Raw genomic sequence first — 17841 nt, 5'->3', positions numbered from 1 at the left:
ACCAAATATTGCATCTTCGTTTGCCGGGGGTATGGTAGTCGCAGAAAAGATGGATAAAGGATGCTCTGACATGACGCTTACGATGATTGCCGCTGTGATTGCCGCCCTGCTGGGGGGCGCGTTTGGCTGGCTTCTCACCCAACAGATATTTACCCGCAAAATGGCCGCGCTGGAGCATGACCATGAGCTGGCGGAGGACGAGCTGGCGGCAACCAAGAAACTGCTGCGTGAGCAGGAAGCCAAAACCGACGCGGCGCGCGAGGAAAAGCATCAGCGGGATATCGACGTCAGCGCCATGCGCCAGCAAATTAGCGATCTGAAAGGGCGAACGGATGAGCTCTTGCAGCGTCTGGCCAGAACAGAAGCGCAACTGGAAGAAGAGCGTCGTCTGTCGGGCCAGCTCGACCATGACTATACCGAGCTGAAAACCACGCTTGAACAGCGCGAGCACCATTTCCGCGAACAGTTTGCCAGCCTGGAAGAGACCAAAAAATCCCTGTCGCGCGAGTTTGAAAATATCGCCAATAAGATTTTCGAAGAGAAGGGCAAAACCTTCACCACCACCAGCAAAAACAGCCTGGATGACATGCTTAAGCCGTTTCGCGAGCAAATTGAGGGCTTTCAGAAACGGATCAATGAAGTGCACGACGCCTCCATTCGTGGCAATGCCGATTTGAATGCAGAGATTAAAAAGGTGCTCGATGTCGGGCTGAAAATGAGTACCGAGGCGACCAACCTGACCTCGGCGCTGAAAGGCGATTCCCAACAGCGTGGTGCCTGGGGCGAAGCGCAATTGCGCCGTACCCTGGAGATGAGCGGGCTGGTGGAGAAAGAGCACTTCGAGGTGCAGAGCGCTTTTACAGACGAAAATGGGCGCAGGAAACAGACGGACTACCTGATCCGCTTGCCGGACAATAAGCACATCATTATCGACAGTAAAGTGTCGCTGAATGCCTATGATCGCGCCTGTTCGGCCGAAACGCCACAAGCGCAGCAGCACGCGATGGATGAGCACATCATGGCGGTACGCCGCCACATCGATGATCTGGCGTCGAAGGATTACACCAACCTGGCGGGTATTCGAAGCCCGAGCTTTGTACTGATGTTTATGCCCATCGAAGCGGCCTATATTGAGGCGCTGAAAACGAATAAAGGGTTGTTTGAATACGGCTACCGCAAAGGGATTGTGCTGGTCTCCCATACCACGCTGATTCCGATTCTGCGTACCGTCTCTAATCTGTGGATGATTGAACGCAGCAACAGCGAAGCGCGGGAAATCAGTGAACGTGCCGGGGAAATCTTCAATACCGTTTGCCTGGTGGCAGAGCGCTTAAGCAAGCTTGGCGGTACACTGACCACCGCCAGCAACCAGTACAACGCCACCGTGACCTCGTTGGTGGGTAGTCAGGGGCTGTATGGCAGGGTGGAGCGCTTTGGCAAACTCTCCGAGAAGGTCAACAAGGAGCTACCGAAGCTTGAGATTTCCCACCGTGATTTCGAGCACGAACGGATGGCGATGATCGTCGAAGCGATACAGGAGCCCACCGCTGTGGAGGGAGAAGCCGCCGCACTGCCCGAAACGCCTTCGCAAGCCGTTAACGAGGGCTAAGGAATGGGTGTTTTCAGATTTCCATCCGTGTTTTTTGTGGCTACAATGTGGCTACAAAATGAATGGGGGGATATATGGATTCTGTTATCCGATCGCGTATCGACAAAGAGTTGAAAGAACGAGCGGCTACCGTGCTGGAAGAGTGTGGACTGAGTTGGAGTGTGGCTATCCGCTTGTTTGCTGAGCAAATCGTAAAACATGAAGGGCTACCTTTTGAAGTAACCCGTAAACCGACTGCCCGTCTGCGAGTAGCAATGAACGAAGCAGATGAAATTATTACACACCGGCATGGACGCTTTGAGAGTGCAGAGCAGCTTATGGACAGCCTGAATCATGGTAAAAAGCAAACGGACTAACTTGCCATTCCGATCTGATTACACCCGTTCTTTTATCAAAGCCTGGGAGCGCTATAACAAAGCCGGGCGGCGGGATATGAACGAAACTGCCGCCATCATGGCTATGGTTCTTTCCGGTAACCCGCTTCCTGCGCAATACAACGACCATGCACTGACCGGGAATATGCAAGGTTTCAGGGAGCTGCATATCGGTGGGGATTATTTGCTGGTCTATAAGCTTGAGTCCGAAAAGCACTTGATCGTGTTCACTGATTTGGGGACGCATGCCGAACTGTTCGAATAACAAACAACCTGAAACTACCTTAAACGTCAGCCATCATTCGACATATGATGTTCCCTCGATTGACCCTGGGTGAAAAGAAATCATGAGCGCTATTTCTGCTAATTTGTCCCGCTTTCGCGACGCTATCGTCACTTTTTCCGGTCGCAAAACGCCCGGTGAGTTACCTGCGGAATTTTTGCTGGCGCAGGAGGGAAACCTCGCGCAGTACTACATCCCTTTTGATGCGGTAAATACCCGTGCGCTGGTGGTGCTGGTGGGGATAACGCCGGGATATGTGCAGTGGTATAACGCGGTAATGACAGCGCAGAAAGTGCTGCGTGAGGGCGGCGATGACGCGCTGGCGTTACGTGAGGCGAAAAAACACGGGGCCTTTAGCGGGCCGCTGCGAAATAACCTGGTCAAATTGCTGGATGGTATTGGCCTGGCACAGATGCTCTCGCTGGATTCCACGGCGCAGCTTTTTACCGACCATACCGGGCTGGTACATTGCACGTCGCTGTATACCCAGCCGCTGTTTGTCAAAGGCGTCAATTATAACGGCACGCCGCATTTTTCCCGCTCCGCGTTATTGAGAGCGGCAATTGATGAAGGATTCGCCCAGGAAGCGGCGGCGCTGAAAAAAGCGGTATTTATTCCGCTGGGGCCGGTGGCGACCGAAGGGGTAAACCTGCTGGCCAGTCGGGGCGTGCTGGACGAGGCGCGGATATTGTCGGGATTGCCGCATCCGTCCGGGGCCAATATGGAGCGGATTAGCTATTTTCTGGGGCTTAAAGCGCGCGATACGCTGTCGAGTCGCACCAATGCGGACCTGCTGGATCAGGCAAAAGCCAGTTTACTGGCGAAGGTCGGTAAACTGGCTTTTGTGTAGTATGACGTCAGGCTTTCAGCCCGGCAAAGGCGTCGCGGATTTCCTGTTCCGGCAGTTGAATGCCGATAAACACCAGCGTGCTGTGCGGCGGCTCGTCGCCCCACGGGCGGTCCCAGTCGGCGCTGTAAAGCCGCTGTACGCCCTGGAACAGCAGGCGGTTGGGCTCGCCATCAATCCACAACATGCCCTTATAGCGTAATAACTTGTCGGCAAACGACAGCAGCAGGTTTTCCATTACCCGGGAAACGTCGCTGATATCGACCGGATAATCCAGCTCCACCACAATCGATGAGACGTCGTTCTGCTTGTCCGCAATAAAGTGGAAGCGTGGTCCTGAGGTGATGTTCTCTTCCAGCATAAAACCGTTGGTGTTAAACAACTGGCCGAGATTGATATCGCCATGGGTGACGGTATAAATCGGCGCGCGGGCGTTGATGCGGCCCAGACGTTCGCGCAGTTTTTCACTTTCACCGGCGACATCGGTTTTGGTCAACAGAATACGGTCGGCATAGCCCACCTGCGACTGGGCGATGGTGAACTGATTCATCTGTTCATCCGCATGGACGGCATCCACCAGCGCGATCACGCCATCTAACAGGTAACGCTGACAGAGGATCTCATGGGAAAAGAAGGTCTGGATAATCGGACCGGGATCGGCCATACCGGTGCACTCGATCACCAGGCGATCAAAGGCGACGTCACCGCGATCGAGGCTATCGAGTAAATCCAGCAGCGCGTCTTCCAGCTCGCTGGAACGGGTACAACAAATACAGCCGTTGGTGAGCGTTTTGATCTGCGTGGCGCGGTCGCCAATCAGTTGATCGTCAACCGAGACTTCACCGAATTCATTTTCGATAACGGCGATTTTGAAGCCGTGCTGCTCGCTGAGGATATGACGCAGCAGGGTGGTTTTGCCGGCGCCAAGAAAACCGGTTAACAGGGTGACAGCAATCGGTGTCATGTTCTCTCCTTTAGCAGCAGCGCACGCCACCTTCTCCACTTCCGCCGTAGCGCGCTTCCTGACGTTCGCGGAAAAACTCAGTGTACGTCATCCAGGGTTTATCCGGATGATTGGTTTTCATATGTTCGACGTAGTTGTCGTAATCCGGGATGCCAATCAGCATTTTTGCCGCCTGGCCGAGGTATTTTTTGGCCTGACCTAAGTTACCAAACATAACGCATCCTGATAAGAAAAAGCCCGGTGGCGCTACGCTTTACCGGGCCTACAGAACCTTGTAGGGCGGGTAAGCGCAGCGCCACCCGCCGTTTTTTTAGTGATGTGAAGAGGTCTTCACGCCGCCTTCCGGTACCGGGACATACGGGGTTTCTTTGTCGGTACGCACGGTGTTGTTACGCACGTTCAACCAGGTTTTGATGCCGTAGAAGATGATGCTGTACACGACCACCAGGAACAGAATACTCAGACCTGCGTTGGTGTAGTTATTCACCACGATATGGTTCATGTTGGCAATCTGCTGTGCGGTCAGCTCAGAGCCACCGGCAGCAATCTTCTCTTTGTACTGGTTAGCCATGTACAGGAAGCCTTCCAGTTGCGGGTTGGCGCTGAACAGTTTCAGACCCAGCGCCCAGGTGGTGCACAGCAGCAGCCACAGCGCAGGAACCACGGTGACCCAGATGTATTTGGTGCGCTGCATTTTCACCAGCACCACCGTACCCAGCATCAGCGCGACAGCCGCCAGCATCTGGTTAGAGATACCGAACAACGGCCACAGACTTTTCACGCCGCCCAGCGGGTCAACCACACCCTGATACAGCAGGTAGCCCCACAGCCCAACGCAACCTGCGGTACCGATAATACCGGCGACCAGTGAGTCGGTTTTCTTGAGGAACGGCACGAAGTTACCCAGCAGATCCTGCAGCATAAAGCGGCCAGCACGGGTACCGGCGTCCAGCGCAGTCAGGATGAACAGTGCTTCAAACAGGATACCGAAGTGGTACCAGAAGCCCATGTCCGCCATCGGCATGATTTTGTGGAACACGTGGGCGATACCCACAGCCAGCGTCGGTGCGCCGCCTGCGCGGTTAAGTACGGACGGTTCGCCGATATCTTTAGCCGTTTGCAGAATCTGCTCAGGGGAGATAACAAAGCCCCAGGAGCTTACCGTTGCCGCCGCGTGCGCGGTGACATCTTTCAACTGCGCCAGAATCATCGGCGCGTTGTCGCCGCCCAGCTCATGCAGGTTCGGCATTGTGATGCCAAGGCCAGCAGGCGGGGTGTTCATTGCAAAGTAGAGACCCGGTTCAATGATGGATGCCGCAACCAGCGCCATCACCGCAACGAAGGACTCCATCAGCATGGCGCCGTAACCGATAAAACGCGCGTCGGTTTCATTCGCCAGCAGTTTCGGCGTGGTACCGGAAGCGATCAGCGCATGGAAGCCAGAGACCGCGCCACAGGCGATGGTGATAAACAGGAACGGGAACAGCGCACCTTTCCACAGCGGGCCGGTACCGTCGATGTACTGCGTGACCGCAGGCATTTTCAGTTCCGGGTTGAGGATAACAATACCCAGCGCCAGACCCACGATAACGCCGATTTTCAGGAAAGTTGCCAGATAGTCACGCGGTGCGAGGATCAGCCATACCGGCAGTAGCGCAGAGATGAAGGCATAACCAATCAGCGCGAAGGTGATGGTGGTGTCTTTAAAGGTCAGCGCCGGGCCCCAGTACGGGTCGTGGGCGATGATGCCGCCGAAGTAGATGGAGGCCACCAGCAGCACGATACCAATGACCGACACTTCACCCACGCGGCCTGGGCGCAGGAATCGCATGTAGATACCCATAAACAGGGCAATCGGTACAGTGGAGCAAACGGTGAACACGCCCCACGGGCTTTCTGCCAGTGCTTTTACCACGATCAGCGCCAGCACGGCGAGGATGATGATCATGATTAAGAAGCAGCCAAACAGGGCGATAGTCCCTGGCACGCGGCCCATCTCTTCTTTCACCATCTCACCCAGAGAGGCGCCGTTACGGCGTGAAGAGATAAACAGCACCATAAAGTCTTGCACCGCACCTGCCAGCACAACGCCTGCCAGCAGCCACAGGGTACCCGGCAGGTAGCCCATTTGCGCTGCCAGCACCGGGCCGACCAGCGGACCAGCGCCTGCGATAGCGGCAAAGTGGTGACCAAACAGGACGTAACGGTTGGTGGGTACGTAGTTCAGGCCGTCATTATTAATAACAGCCGGGGTTGAACGTGTCGGATCGAGCTTCATCACCTTTTGCGCGATGTACAAGCTGTAGTAGCGATACGCCACGAGGTACACAGAAACGGAAGCGACCACGATCCACAGCGCACTGACGTGCTCACCGCGTCGTAAAGCAATGACGGATAAGCAGAAGGCGCCGAGGATGCCGAGGAGCACCCAGGGTATATGTTTGAATAGCTTTTTAGTATCCATGTCAGACCTGATTATCAAGAAAAATGAAATCGGAGTTGATGTGTTAAAAGACGGCCTTGCTGGTGACGATCATGGCAAATTACAAGCGTAAAAAGGGCGCGATCTGATTGAGTGGTATGAATAGCGGGGTAAGCGGTCAGCTAAGCGGATAAGCGGTTTTATACGGCGCTAAGCGGCTGAAAATATGTGATAAGGATCACGTGGAGCCGCGGGCTCGCAGGCGTTGATAAAAAGGGCCTGCGAGCAAACGGTCAGATCACGATATAGCAGTAGGGGGTATTTTCGATAGGGGTCAACAGTACGTGCTTTTCTCTGCTTTTGGTCTGGTAATATTTATCCTGGAGGTAATTATCAATCAGTTCGTCTAACCGCTCAGCGTCAATGGTTCGCGTAATACCTAAGGTCCAGAAGCTGCGCAGATCGATCTCAGAACGCCTTATTTTTGCTGATTTTTCAAGGTCGAGGATCATATTTCTGACGCAACTGGTGGGGTCGATATTTTGCTTTATTTCCAGAGCGATGTAGCTGTCCACCGTCCAGCCTTTTTTCCTCAGCAAGAAGTCAGTACGCAGTGAATCGCGCTGCGGATTCATGCGTTTGTCGCACTCCAGGCTGATCTCGCGCCACCATTCATGGTCGGTGGAAGCCAGCAGGTTAGCGAACTCAATTTGCATCCAGATTTCCCAGCCAGAGATATGGTACTGGTCGATTATATTCAATTTTTGCTGAATATCCTGGCGAGTAAAAAACAAATGTAACAGAGTTGATAAATGATCAAAATCACGGTTAATCACTTTTAAGTCCTTGAGTTAAAAGAGCTAACCTATTAAAGCAGTGAGTCGCTTAAGGGGGAAGATTATTCTTAATGTCGCCGGGGATTTTCCATATTTCTGGTTGTTTAACTGAAATTTTTAGCGAAACGTATTATTCCATGCTCGTTTATTTCCTTTATATCGACGTTTTAGACTAAATACTGTGGATGCTTACTGTTTTCTCGACGTTCGTCTTTAGACAAATGCTCAATACGATCCACCATAAAGTTTTCTCTGGTCAGGCCGAAAAACTGTTACCTGGCTAATGGAAGATAGAAAACATGTTGAATCGTATGAAACTTGTCACCAGTTTACTTTTTGTACTGGGACTTTTTGGTCTTTTGCAGCTCACATCTGGCGGCTTATTCTTTAACGCACTTAAGCACGACAAAGAAAACTTCACTGTGTTGCAGACTATTCGTCAGCAGCAATCCACGCTCAACGCCAGTTGGGTGGCGCTTTTGCAGACGCGTAACACGCTCAACCGCGCCGGGATCCGTTACATGATGGATCAGAACCAGATTGGTAGCGGTGCAACGGTGAACGATCTGATGCAGATCGCCAGCAGCTCGTTAAAGCAGGCGGAAACGCACTGGAAAGAGTATCAAGCTTTACCTCGCGATCCGCGCCAGAACGAGGCTGCGGCAGCGGAAATCAACCGTACTTATGATATTTACCACAATGCGCTGGCTGAACTGATTCAGTTGCTGGGCGCAGGCAAAATCAATGAGTTCTTTGATCAGCCGACGCAGGGCTATCAGGACGCCTTTGAGAAGCCGTACCTTGACTACTTGCAGCAAAACGACCGTCTGTATGCTATCGCGGTCGAAGAGAGTAACGGCTCTTACTCCACTGCCGTATGGATAATTATTAGTGTCCTGTTGGTCGTACTGGTGGTGATTGTCGCCGTATGGCTGGGCATTAAGCGTGGTGTTATCGGTCCGATGAATCATCTGATTGAAAACATCCGCCATATTGCCGGTGGCGATCTGGAACAGACTATCGATGTGCACGGTAGCAACGAAATGGGCCAACTGGCCTCCAGCCTTCGTCATATGCAGGCTGAGCTGGTGCGTACCGTAGGCGATGTTCGTAACGGTGCCGATGCCATTTACAGCGGCGCAAGCGAAATCTCTGCAGGTAACAACGATCTCTCTTCCCGTACTGAACAGCAGGCTGCTTCGCTGGAAGAGACTGCCGCCAGCATGGAAGAGCTGACCGCAACGGTGAAACAGAACGCCGAAAACGCCCGTCAGGCCAGTCATCTGGCGAAAAGCGCATCCGATACCGCGCAGAAAGGCGGTAAAGTGGTGGATAACGTTGTGCAGACAATGCGTGACATTACCGCCAGTTCGCAGAAAATTGCCGATATTATCAGCGTGATCGATGGCATTGCCTTCCAGACCAACATTCTGGCGCTGAACGCCGCGGTAGAAGCCGCACGTGCTGGCGAGCAGGGTCGTGGCTTTGCGGTGGTGGCAGGGGAAGTCCGTAACCTGGCCCAGCGCAGTGCGCAGGCGGCGCGTGAAATCAAGAGTCTGATTGAAGACTCTGTCGGTCGTGTTGAGCTGGGCTCTACGCTGGTGGAAAGCGCCGGTGAAACGATGGACGAGATTGTCAGTGCGGTAACCCGCGTCACCGACATCATGGGCGAAATCGCCTCTGCCTCCGATGAGCAGAGCCGTGGTATCGATCAGGTGGGTCTGGCTGTAGCAGAAATGGACCGTGTGACCCAGCAGAACGCCTCACTGGTAGAAGAATCTGCCGCTGCGGCTGCCGCGTTGGAAGAACAGGCCAGCCGTCTGACGCAGGCGGTTGCCGTGTTCCGTACCCGTCGCGTGTCCCGCGAAGCACCGGTTGCGGCATCCACGCTGAAAACCCCATCTGCAAGCCCAGTGCCGCGTAAAGCGGCGGTCGGCGACGAAAACTGGGAAACCTTCTGATAAACCTCGCGCCCTGCTGACGCGGGGCGCACTTTATCTTTTTTCATCGTGCTATCCTTGGTTTTTCCGCCCGGAGGAGCACTATGAATCTGACCGCCGTTTCTGCCCTTCACTACAGTAGCGAGCAGCTTTCTGCTTTTTTAGGGGAGTGCTTTGAAGGCTACCGTATTCCCATCTCTCTTACCCCTGAGCGTTTTGCGCTGCGTTTCGGCGCAGAAGATATCAGTCTGACCGACTCTTGTGTCTGGTGGGAAGGCGAAAAGCTTGTGGCCATTGCCCTTATCACCCGGCGTACCGAATCCGCGCGGCTGGCCGCCTTTGCCCTGCGCCCGGCATACAGGGGGAATGGGGTAAGTAAGCGGCTGTTGGTGCCCTTAATTGACAGGTTGAAGGCAAAGGGCGTTCAGCAGATGTGGCTGGAGGTGCTTGCAGACAACCAGGCGGGGATCGGTCTGTATCGGTCAGTGGGTTTTGAGCAACAGCGGGTGCTGCGGGGCTATCAGGGCAATACGTTTACCGCTATCCCAGAGAACCTATTGCGGGAGTGCAATCCTCTTGAGCTGCTCTGGCGATCCGTGGCTGAGGTAAAGAACGTGCTACCCTGGCAGCTTGATCCTCTTTGCGTCATTACCCTTCCTTGCCGGGCTTTTGAGTATCGTAAGCATGCGTATGCGGCCATTTCAACGCTGATGGATGCTCCGCAACTGCGCTTTCTTTATGTCGAGCCGGAGTACCGCCACAAAGGCTTTGCCCGTGAGATGCTGATCAACCTCAATCATCACTTCCCTGGGCTGACGACCAGTGTGGCGGTGCCGGAATCCTTCACCCCGCTGTTTTCCTCTGCGGGGTATTGCACGATGAACATCAGTCAAATTGAAATGCGGGCGATGTTGTAATCGCCCGTTTGTTCGTTAGTTTTGCTTCGGATCGCTGATCGGTTGGCGAACCAGCACCACATAAGCAATGGCGCCGAGGACTGTCACGCAGCCGCAGATAATCAGCGCCAGACGGAATGACTGGGTCGTATCGACGATAAACCCGGTGACAATCGGTGCAAATGAGGCGCAGATAAAGCTCGCGAAGTTCTGGATACTGCCTACTGAGGCGGTCATTCTTGATGCCACTGCGACGTGGATCAATCCCCAGCATGATGTGCCCGCAAAGTGGATGCAGAACAGCGCCATGCCAATCAGCAAGACGGCGGCCATGGAGGTTGTGGCCTCCGGTACGACGAAAGTAAAAGCGGCGGAGCAGAGCATCCCGGTGATGATACTGATTTTGCGGCTTTTGATCGGCGCCATGCCGCGCTTTACCAGCCAGTCGGTGACGTAACCGTTGGTCAGCATCCCGGCGGCGCCAAACAGGAAGGGGATCGCGGCCATCATGCCGGTACTTTTCAAATCGAGATTGTAAGAGGTTTGCAGATAGCCAGGCAGCCAGGCAAGGTAGAGCCAGGCGGTGTAGTTGATACCGCTAAAGCCAAGCATCATGCCCCACATGGTTCGGTTACGAAACAGGCTGCGCCATTCTGCGAAACTCAGCGGATCGCGTCGGGCATTGACACTACCGGCATTCAGATAGGCCTGTTCAACTCCGGTTAGCTGCAAATCTTCGCGGTTGCGATAGAGCATATACCAGCCAATAGCGAGGAAAATCCCCAGCACGCCAATCACGATAAACATGCCGCGCCAGCCGATCATTAGCATCATTGCGGCAAGAATGGGCGGACTAATGGCGACGCCAATGGTCGATGCGGCGTTAAAGAAGCCCATCGGGCGGCCACGCTCTTTAATGTTGAACCAGTCGTTGATGACTTTGACGCCGCACGGATTCATTGGCGCTTCACCCAGTCCCATGCCGATACGTACCAGTACGAATTGAGTAAAACTGTGCACCATGCCGGAAAGCGCCTGGAAGAGCGACCAGAAAAACATGCCTAAGCCGAGCATGATACGCGGACCTTTGCGGTCAAGCAGAGGGCCACACGGGAGCTGTCCGATACCATAAGCCAGTGAAAAGACGGAAAGCAGGGCACCAATTTCGGTTGCACTTAGCCCTAACTCCTGGCGAATGGTTAAATTCGCGACCGATAATGAGCTTCTGTCGAGATAATTGATAACCGCAGCAAAAAATAATAAAAGCATCGCTGTGGTTTGGATTCGCTTAATTCGGGCGCTACGTTTTAATAAGCCATCTGGCGGAATAGGAATATCCGCTTCGGTTGTTTTATCAAACGTTGTCCGTGGGTCGAGGGTAATATCGTTTTTTTCCACGCCTGACTCCAAAATGTTACTTATCTCTCTTCGCGCTTTATCAGTGAAGGAGAAAATATCAATCCCGATGCCAGATTAATAAATCTGACACCACTCACTTACATCCAGTTAATTCAGTCGACTTAATCAAAGGATAGGAGCGGTGTTATTTTTAGTTCTTTGCCTTTTAGCAGAAGCGTGCTCCCGATTGAAATTTGCTGTTTTTAATTGGTACTTAATAGTGAGCGGCAAGGGATTGCTGAATAGAACGGATCATGGATTCTTTAGCGGTATGCAGATGGTTGCGCAACGCACATGTGGCATCAAGATCGCTGCGGCAAAGCAGGGCGCTGAGGATGGTCATATGTTCATCAATGGCGATGATATTGCGCTGCTTCAGGTCACTTTCATCCCACTGATAATGAAAATGGAAGATAACGGATATGATTTCAAGTGATTGATTAAAAAAGATATTATCGGCAGCGGAAAGCAATAACGCGTGAAAATCCCGATCCAGTTGCGAAAACATGCGAAAGCTATCGCCGATACTATCGCGCAGCATACGGTGGCGTTCGAGCAGCGTTTTGGCACTCAGCCAGCGAGGGTCATCTGCGGGCAGATTCAGGAAATGCTGCAGGGCATGGGTTTCCAGCATCTCCCGCAGTTCAAAAAGCTGTTCGGCGTAGCGCTGGTCGAACTGTTTCATACTCCACTGGCCGCGTTTTTCATTCTCAATGAGATTATAACGGCCAAATTTGAGCAAATATTCCCGTACTACCACCGGGCTGACACCTGCCGCACGCGCCAGTTGTAGCTCGGAAAAAGATTCGCCTGCGCGCAGCTGCCGCTGGTTAATCATGGTGAAGAATGCTTGCTCAAAGAGACGATTCTGCTCGGCCAGCGGCGCGCTGATGCAGTTAAAGCCATCGTCCTGCGTCGGTTTGCGGATAATGCACCAGGCGCCTTCGGACTTGACCAGAACCCCGCACTCACACAGATGCGACAGCAGGTGCCGTACGGTTGTGCGGCTGATGTTATACATTTCTGCCAGCGCGTTTTGCGTGGGCAGCGGGGATGGAATATGACCACGCGCCATATCATCAATCACCTGGTTAATTACGTTATGGCGTAAGTTTTGCGAACGGCTCATCGTGTCTCCTGTTTTTTATTATTAAAAACCTATTTAAAACATTTTTATGGGCTGAGTTTCACAATTCAGCACGCCGGTTTCGTTTTGTTTCTGCTTTTCCCTGATATCTGGAGCAACAAGAAATACGGGAGAATGAATAATGACCACAATGAATACACTGGTATGCCAGGAACCAAAAGTAATGATTTGGAAAAAACGTGAAATTCCAATGCCTGGCGATAATGAAGCGTTAATAAAAATAAAAACAGTAGGGATATGTGGAACGGATATTCATGCCTGGGCAGGTAATCAGCCTTTTTTTAGTTATCCACGTGTTTTAGGCCACGAAATATGTGGCGAGATTGTTGGTCTGGGGAAAAATATAAACCATTTGCATAATGGTCAGCAGGTTGCGGTTATTCCTTACGTTGCCTGTCGTAAATGCCCGGCCTGCCGTAGTGGGCGCACCAACTGCTGTGAGAACATCTCGGTGATCGGTGTGCATCAGGATGGCGGCTTTAGCGAGTTCCTGAGCGTGCCGGTGGCAAACCTGCTGGTGGCCGAGGGCATCGACCCGGAAGCCGCCGCATTGATTGAACCTTATGCGATCAGTGCCCATGCGGTGCGCCGTGCCGCGATCCAGCCAGGGGAACAGGTGCTGGTTGTGGGTGCGGGGCCAATCGGGCTGGGGGCGGCGGCTATTGCCAACGCCGATGGCGCGCAGGTGCTGGTTGCCGACACCAGCGCGGCCCGCCGTGCACATGTCGAAAAACATCTGGATCTGGTGACCCTCGATCCTTCCTCGGCAGATTTTGAAGCCCTTTTGCGCGCTGCCTTTGGCGGTTCGCTAGCGCAAAAAGTCATTGATGCAACGGGTAATCAGCAGGCGATGAATAACACGGTGAACCTGATTCGCCACGGCGGCAGCATCACCTTTGTGGGGCTATTTAAAGGGGATTTGCAGTTTTCCGATCCGGAATTCCACAAAAAAGAGACCACCATGATGGGTAGCCGTAACGCGACGGAGGAGGATTTTGCCAAAGTCGGGTGTTTGATGGCGGAAGGCAAGATCACCGCACAAATGATGCTGACTCACCGCTATGCGTTTCACGCGCTGGCTGAAATCTACGAACAGCAGGTGATTAACAACCGCGAATTGATCAAAGGGGTTATTCATTTCTGAGTGCCTTTCGGCACTCAGGTTTGTGGCTTGAGGCAGAGGCTATCGCGGGGTATTCATCCGCCAGCGGAGGATAGGTTGCAAAGACAGGCAGCAATAACGATTGCTATTCAGCGCCCAGGGTATTTCGGGCGCATTTTTTTATCCTGCGGATTCAACGACTTTGATTTCAACCATCCCGATACCGAGTTTACGTGGAGAGTGGCCGAGAATATTCCCCTCATTGGTCGACTCGGGTTCCGGCGGCACAATTACCAGCGTATTGCTGCGTGTCGGGTTGTTGAAACGTAACGTGGTGGTGGAAACATCGTTGCCCAGCATCAGCGTTTGTTCCTCATCGCCTACTCTTACCGGAATAGGGCGGTTGGCGTTTGCACCATAGGCTTTTGCGGTGATCACGAGGTCAAAGGATGCTGGCAACGGGTCATTAAATTCAATTTCGACTTCGTTGCCGAGCTGCGCATTCGACCAGCGTCCCCAGCTTTCCGGGCGTGAAATGCCGCTGAATTTTTTCACTTCCTCAGGCGCGCCTGCCACGTTGAAGACAAAGCTGTCGGCTTTGTAGCGGATGTCGTCATCGACAATTTTGAGCATATCCACATTTTGCTTGTAACGGTCGGTGCTGATGACGGTGTCTTTGAAAGCGGTTTTGCCTTTCCACTGATCTTTGTCGACCGCCTGGACTTTCTGTTCACCGCCAAGCTGCCCTTGCGATACACACCAGTCGGTGGAAAGCACCAGCTCCGGCGCCCACAGGCGGGCCATCTTGTAGCATTGATCAACCCAGACAAAGTTATCGCGTGGGGCGAAATCGGCGAGCTGGAAACGCAGCGGCGCAGAGTATTCGCTTTCCGGGATAGGTTCGATGCGTTTTGATGACACGCGTACCAGTAGTGGAAGGCGGAAATTACTGCCGGAGAAGGCGATCATCTTTTTATCGCGATCGATAGTGAAGTCTTTCATCTGCTTCGGGAAATTCCACAGACGAATGATATCGGGCTTCCAGGCGACGATTTTCTCTTTCATATTCAGGAATTCGCCGGAAAGCGACTGCCCGGACAGGCTGCTGCGCCCAAGGCCGAGGTAGTTATCGCCACCGAGAATGTCCAGCACCGTAGCGCCGTTATCCATGGTGCTGCGTTTCACGGCCAGCGTGTCCTGCTGTGGCTCATCGCCACGCAGAACGAAAAACAGGTTCTTACGATCCTCTTTGTTCAGGTATTTCCAGGCGGTGTTGTTCATGGCCAGATGATCGGAAGAGACCACAATGACCGTATCTTTAAACCAGGGCGAGGCTTTGATTTTGTTAATCAGCGCGGCAATATGCTGTTGGCTACAGGTTACGGCGCTAAACGACTGGTTTGGTTTACCGTCATAGCTATAGCTTTTACGACTACAGGTTCGGGAGATAAAACCGTCCGGGTGGTGGGTATCGACAGTTAACGCAAACAATGAGAAACGTTGCCCGGAACGGGATAGCGCCTCGTACTTTTTCCACACTTCATCCAGCACGGTGTCGTCGTAAAAGCCCCAGTCATTGCGGTATTTCGGATCGCTTACTTCGCCTTTTAACTCTTCTGCGCCGACCAAATAGTCAAAGCCATGTGATTTAAGAAACACATCTTTACCGGCAAAGCGCAGGTTTGCGCCCTGAACAAAATAGTTCTGGTAGCCGGAGTTTTTCAGGATATCGCCAAGGCAGGTGTTCTGCGGGAAAAAGCTGGAAACGGACGCAGATGCGTTACCTTCAAACGGCGCAAACAGGGGGATACCGCACTGAGAGGCGACCATTCCGGCAATGGTGTAATCCGTACCGGGCAGTTGTTCCGTTTGCGAGAAATCCAGACCTTCTTCTTTTAATGCGCCCAGCTCAGGCGCCAGGCCGGGAAACGCCTCATCATCGAAATAGGTGCGTTCCAGACTCTCGCCGTAGATATAGACCAGGTTCAGCTTTGGATTGGGGATCTTTTTCGCCGGTTCGCGATAATATTCTGCGAAATCAGGATCGCCTTCACGAGACTGCGATTTTACGAGTTCAGTAATCTGATGAAATGCCGGGCTGGCGTCTACGGAGGCCAGTGCCATCAGCAGTGCCAGCAGGCTGTAACCGAAGTGATAAGGGCGGTGGCGACGACGGCGTAGTACCCAGGCCAGCGCGCCAAAAACCGCCGTCAGGGCGAGAACCAGAACTGCACCGGGCAGCAGATATTTGCGCACCCCCGCGCCCGTGAGGCTATTGGTCAGCGTGTAGATAACCGCATCATTGATCCCATCGCCTGTGAAGTAGTTACTGGCGTAGAGGGTGATGTTTAGCAGGACAAAGAAACCCAGCACCAGCAATATTGCAGTGAACCACCAGGTATTACGGCCCGCTTTAGAGGCGTAAATCGCCACGGACGCGAGAAATAGAACAATAGAAAGTAACTCGGACAACCGTCATTCCTCTACGACACCAGCATCCTGCTGGCATAAATCCTTTGGGGATACAATTTAATTGCGATGTAACATAGCTGCAATTGTAGTGTCATCTTTATACAGATTTATTCGGAATTGGTTTAGAAAGATTTAAGTATGACCGCTGTCGCTTTCTTTATGGAGAGGGAAGGTACGCAGGTAAAAGGCAGGCGCCGCGTCTGGGCCCGTGGGGCGACAAACGCGACGTTTTTTAACTCAGGAGAGGAAGTTTACGCCCTGTTTCAGGACAATGTCACAGGCTTTGGTTTTCACTTTCTCCGCCAGCGGCGTGCTGCCAATATTGTTCAGATTGAGCTGCTCGCCGTTTTTGGTGTTTAACATTCCCTGCAGGCCTTCAAGATAGTTAGTGTCTTTCTGCTGTTCTGTCTGGGAATTCAGGCCAAGCTTATCCAGCACCTGATTTTTAATGTTATCCGTGTTAGTCAGTGAGGCGAGCTTATGTTTGGCACAGTAAGTCATTACGCCTGCTGCATTATTCATGGTGCTTGAGCTGAGTGACTGGTTGCCACCGTTGAGCAGGCCCGTCAGTGAAGACAGGGACATACCACCTTGTTGCTGACCGCCAGAACCGCTCTGCTGGCTAAGCTGGCTGGCTGCGCTGGAAAGACTGTCCTGCCAGGAAGAGGCATAACTGGCGTGAGTGAAAAACGCGCCGCCGGCGAAGGCAACGCAGAGAAGGTGTTTAGCAAAGGACATGGCGTAATCCTGGGGTGGCCTGAAAGCGCACATTATACACCTGCCCGCGTCCGGATTAAGGAGTGGAAAACTCTCAATACTCTTTGCCGGTGACGCGGCTACGGTAGCTGTCCCAGTTAAAAATGACCCACAAACTGTTGCCCAGGCGCATCCTGTCCATGACACGCTCGCCCAGAAGCTTGTTCATCTCTTCCAGATTGCTGTTGGTGAGCATACCTGTCGGGCGTTTTGAGGAAGATCGACGATCGACAATCTGATTAATGATCACTTTTTCGTAGCGTGATTCGGTTTGCATGCCGATCTCATCGATAACCAGCAGATCCACGCTGCTCAGATCGTTAAGCAGTTGTTCTTCGCTGTTATCACGGTTACCAAATGTCTCTTTCATGGCGGACATGATGTCAGCGACAGTGATAATCAACACGGATTTGCCGTGCAGTAGCAGTTCATTGCAGATAGCGGCCGCGAGGTGGTTTTTACCGGTACCCGGTTTGCCGGAGAAGATAAAGCTGGCAATATTTCCATCGAACTCAGCCACATACTGCCGCGCCTGGCTCAGTGCGCGCATCTGGCCTTCGCATTCCACTTTGTAATTATCGAAAGAGCAGTTCTGGTGAAGCGGACGGATACCTGAGCGATTAAACGTGCGCTGCATTTTCATCGCCCGATTTTCGCGCGCAATCGCGGCGGCGCGGATCTTACCCTGTTCCTTCTGCCAGGCCATAAGTTCCTCGCCGTTTTTAAACGCGGGCTGAGTATTGGCAGGCATCATCCGTTGCAGACGTTTCATCAGTTCAGCGACGTTTTTCATCG

At 52.9% G+C, this 17841-nt stretch carries 16 protein-coding genes; 7 read left to right on the top strand and 9 right to left on the bottom strand.

The features are described 5' to 3' along the window. The first annotated feature begins 70 nt into the window (after positions 1–70). From ABIB59_RS19635 to ABIB59_RS19620, 4 genes are all read left to right on the top strand, one after another. Positions 71–1609 (top strand): DNA recombination protein RmuC, encoded by a 1539-nt coding sequence (locus ABIB59_RS19635; protein WP_354036667.1) that lies wholly within the window; start codon positions 71–73, stop codon positions 1607–1609. 74 nt (positions 1610–1683) lie between these two features. Further along, the gene (locus ABIB59_RS19630; protein ID WP_052249220.1) at positions 1684–1965 is read left to right on the top strand and encodes a type II toxin-antitoxin system RelB/DinJ family antitoxin; all 282 of its coding nucleotides are present in this window, start codon (positions 1684–1686) and stop codon (positions 1963–1965) included. Continuing rightward, positions 1943–2248, top strand: coding sequence for a type II toxin-antitoxin system RelE/ParE family toxin (locus ABIB59_RS19625; protein ID WP_071193569.1), 306 nt, complete (start codon positions 1943–1945; stop codon positions 2246–2248). The genes ABIB59_RS19630 and ABIB59_RS19625 overlap by 23 nt, the downstream gene beginning before the upstream one ends. Before the next feature lie 82 nt (positions 2249–2330). Continuing rightward, on the top strand, positions 2331–3116 hold the full coding sequence (locus tag ABIB59_RS19620; protein ID WP_222557010.1) for a hypothetical protein: 786 nt from the start codon (positions 2331–2333) through the stop codon (positions 3114–3116). A 7-nt stretch (positions 3117–3123) separates the two neighbouring features. Here ABIB59_RS19620 and yjiA read toward each other — a convergent pair whose 3' ends face one another. From yjiA to ABIB59_RS19600, 4 genes are all read right to left on the bottom strand, one after another. After that, entirely contained in the window at positions 3124–4077 is a 954-nt protein-coding gene (gene yjiA / locus ABIB59_RS19615; protein WP_354036664.1) for a GTPase, read from the bottom strand. A gap of 10 nt (positions 4078–4087) precedes the next feature. After that, on the bottom strand, positions 4088–4291 hold the full coding sequence (locus tag ABIB59_RS19610) for a YbdD/YjiX family protein (protein ID WP_039078221.1): 204 nt from the start codon (positions 4289–4291) through the stop codon (positions 4088–4090). 96 nt (positions 4292–4387) lie between these two features. Next, on the bottom strand, positions 4388–6541 hold the full coding sequence (locus ABIB59_RS19605) for a carbon starvation CstA family protein (protein WP_039078222.1): 2154 nt from the start codon (positions 6539–6541) through the stop codon (positions 4388–4390). Between the two features lie 251 nt (positions 6542–6792). After that, positions 6793–7335: a hypothetical protein gene (locus ABIB59_RS19600; RefSeq protein ID WP_334749263.1), complete on the bottom strand. Its 543-nt coding sequence runs from the start codon at positions 7333–7335 to the stop codon at positions 6793–6795. A gap of 299 nt (positions 7336–7634) precedes the next feature. Here ABIB59_RS19600 and tsr point away from each other — a divergent pair, with 299 nt between their 5' ends. Together tsr and ABIB59_RS19590 are read left to right on the top strand one after the other, a co-directional pair. Further along, positions 7635–9296 (top strand): methyl-accepting chemotaxis protein, encoded by a 1662-nt coding sequence (gene tsr, locus ABIB59_RS19595; RefSeq protein WP_039078224.1) that lies wholly within the window; start codon positions 7635–7637, stop codon positions 9294–9296. A gap of 83 nt (positions 9297–9379) precedes the next feature. Continuing rightward, on the top strand, positions 9380–10192 hold the full coding sequence (locus ABIB59_RS19590) for a GNAT family N-acetyltransferase (RefSeq protein WP_354036661.1): 813 nt from the start codon (positions 9380–9382) through the stop codon (positions 10190–10192). Between the two features lie 15 nt (positions 10193–10207). Here the strand turns inward: ABIB59_RS19590 and ABIB59_RS19585 are convergent, their stop codons facing one another. Beyond that, positions 10208–11569 (bottom strand): MFS transporter, encoded by a 1362-nt coding sequence (locus ABIB59_RS19585; protein ID WP_354036660.1) that lies wholly within the window; start codon positions 11567–11569, stop codon positions 10208–10210. A gap of 214 nt (positions 11570–11783) precedes the next feature. Then, on the bottom strand, positions 11784–12698 hold the full coding sequence (locus ABIB59_RS19580) for an FCD domain-containing protein (RefSeq protein WP_039078227.1): 915 nt from the start codon (positions 12696–12698) through the stop codon (positions 11784–11786). Between the two features lie 139 nt (positions 12699–12837). On the opposite strand from ABIB59_RS19580, the gene ABIB59_RS19575 reads away from it, so the two are divergent. After that, a complete protein-coding gene (locus tag ABIB59_RS19575) occupies positions 12838–13860 on the top strand; it encodes a zinc-binding alcohol dehydrogenase family protein (RefSeq protein WP_334749260.1) in 1023 nt (340 codons plus the stop codon). Positions 13861–13998: 138 nt separating this feature from the next. Here the strand turns inward: ABIB59_RS19575 and opgB are convergent, their stop codons facing one another. From opgB to dnaC, 3 genes are all read right to left on the bottom strand, one after another. Then, positions 13999–16290 (bottom strand): phosphatidylglycerol--membrane-oligosaccharide glycerophosphotransferase, encoded by a 2292-nt coding sequence (gene opgB / locus ABIB59_RS19570; RefSeq protein WP_354036658.1) that lies wholly within the window; start codon positions 16288–16290, stop codon positions 13999–14001. A 237-nt stretch (positions 16291–16527) separates the two neighbouring features. Continuing rightward, positions 16528–17028 (bottom strand): YjjA family protein, encoded by a 501-nt coding sequence (locus tag ABIB59_RS19565; protein WP_354036656.1) that lies wholly within the window; start codon positions 17026–17028, stop codon positions 16528–16530. A 73-nt stretch (positions 17029–17101) separates the two neighbouring features. Then, positions 17102–17839 carry a replicative helicase loader DnaC gene (gene dnaC, locus ABIB59_RS19560; protein ID WP_047371948.1) on the bottom strand — a complete coding sequence of 246 codons (738 nt, stop codon included), beginning with the start codon at positions 17837–17839 and terminating at the stop codon, positions 17102–17104. Positions 17840–17841: the final 2 nt, after the last annotated feature.

It is taken from the genome of Citrobacter sp. UYEF32, from assembly GCF_040546205.1.
GTDB lineage: Bacteria > Pseudomonadota > Gammaproteobacteria > Enterobacterales > Enterobacteriaceae > Phytobacter > Phytobacter diazotrophicus.
This window is presented reverse-complemented; position numbering and strand designations above follow the sequence as displayed.

What these genes read in the sequence shown, in the direction of transcription:
- ABIB59_RS19580 (WP_039078227.1), bottom strand. Translation starts at nt 12,698, where the DNA reads ATGAGCCGTTCGCAAAACTTACGCCATAACGTAATTAACCAGGTGATT.
- ABIB59_RS19610 (WP_039078221.1), bottom strand. Translation starts at nt 4,291, where the DNA reads ATGTTTGGTAACTTAGGTCAGGCCAAAAAATACCTCGGCCAGGCGGCA.
- ABIB59_RS19565 (WP_354036656.1), bottom strand. Translation starts at nt 17,028, where the DNA reads ATGTCCTTTGCTAAACACCTTCTCTGCGTTGCCTTCGCCGGCGGCGCG.
- ABIB59_RS19630 (WP_052249220.1), top strand. Translation starts at nt 1,684, where the DNA reads ATGGATTCTGTTATCCGATCGCGTATCGACAAAGAGTTGAAAGAACGA.
- ABIB59_RS19635 (WP_354036667.1), top strand. Translation starts at nt 71, where the DNA reads ATGACGCTTACGATGATTGCCGCTGTGATTGCCGCCCTGCTGGGGGGC.
- ABIB59_RS19620 (WP_222557010.1), top strand. Translation starts at nt 2,331, where the DNA reads ATGAGCGCTATTTCTGCTAATTTGTCCCGCTTTCGCGACGCTATCGTC.
- dnaC (WP_047371948.1), bottom strand. Translation starts at nt 17,839, where the DNA reads ATGAAAAACGTCGCTGAACTGATGAAACGTCTGCAACGGATGATGCCT.
- yjiA (WP_354036664.1), bottom strand. Translation starts at nt 4,077, where the DNA reads ATGACACCGATTGCTGTCACCCTGTTAACCGGTTTTCTTGGCGCCGGC.
- ABIB59_RS19590 (WP_354036661.1), top strand. Translation starts at nt 9,380, where the DNA reads ATGAATCTGACCGCCGTTTCTGCCCTTCACTACAGTAGCGAGCAGCTT.
- ABIB59_RS19575 (WP_334749260.1), top strand. Translation starts at nt 12,838, where the DNA reads ATGACCACAATGAATACACTGGTATGCCAGGAACCAAAAGTAATGATT.
- ABIB59_RS19605 (WP_039078222.1), bottom strand. Translation starts at nt 6,541, where the DNA reads ATGGATACTAAAAAGCTATTCAAACATATACCCTGGGTGCTCCTCGGC.
- tsr (WP_039078224.1), top strand. Translation starts at nt 7,635, where the DNA reads ATGTTGAATCGTATGAAACTTGTCACCAGTTTACTTTTTGTACTGGGA.
- ABIB59_RS19625 (WP_071193569.1), top strand. Translation starts at nt 1,943, where the DNA reads ATGGTAAAAAGCAAACGGACTAACTTGCCATTCCGATCTGATTACACC.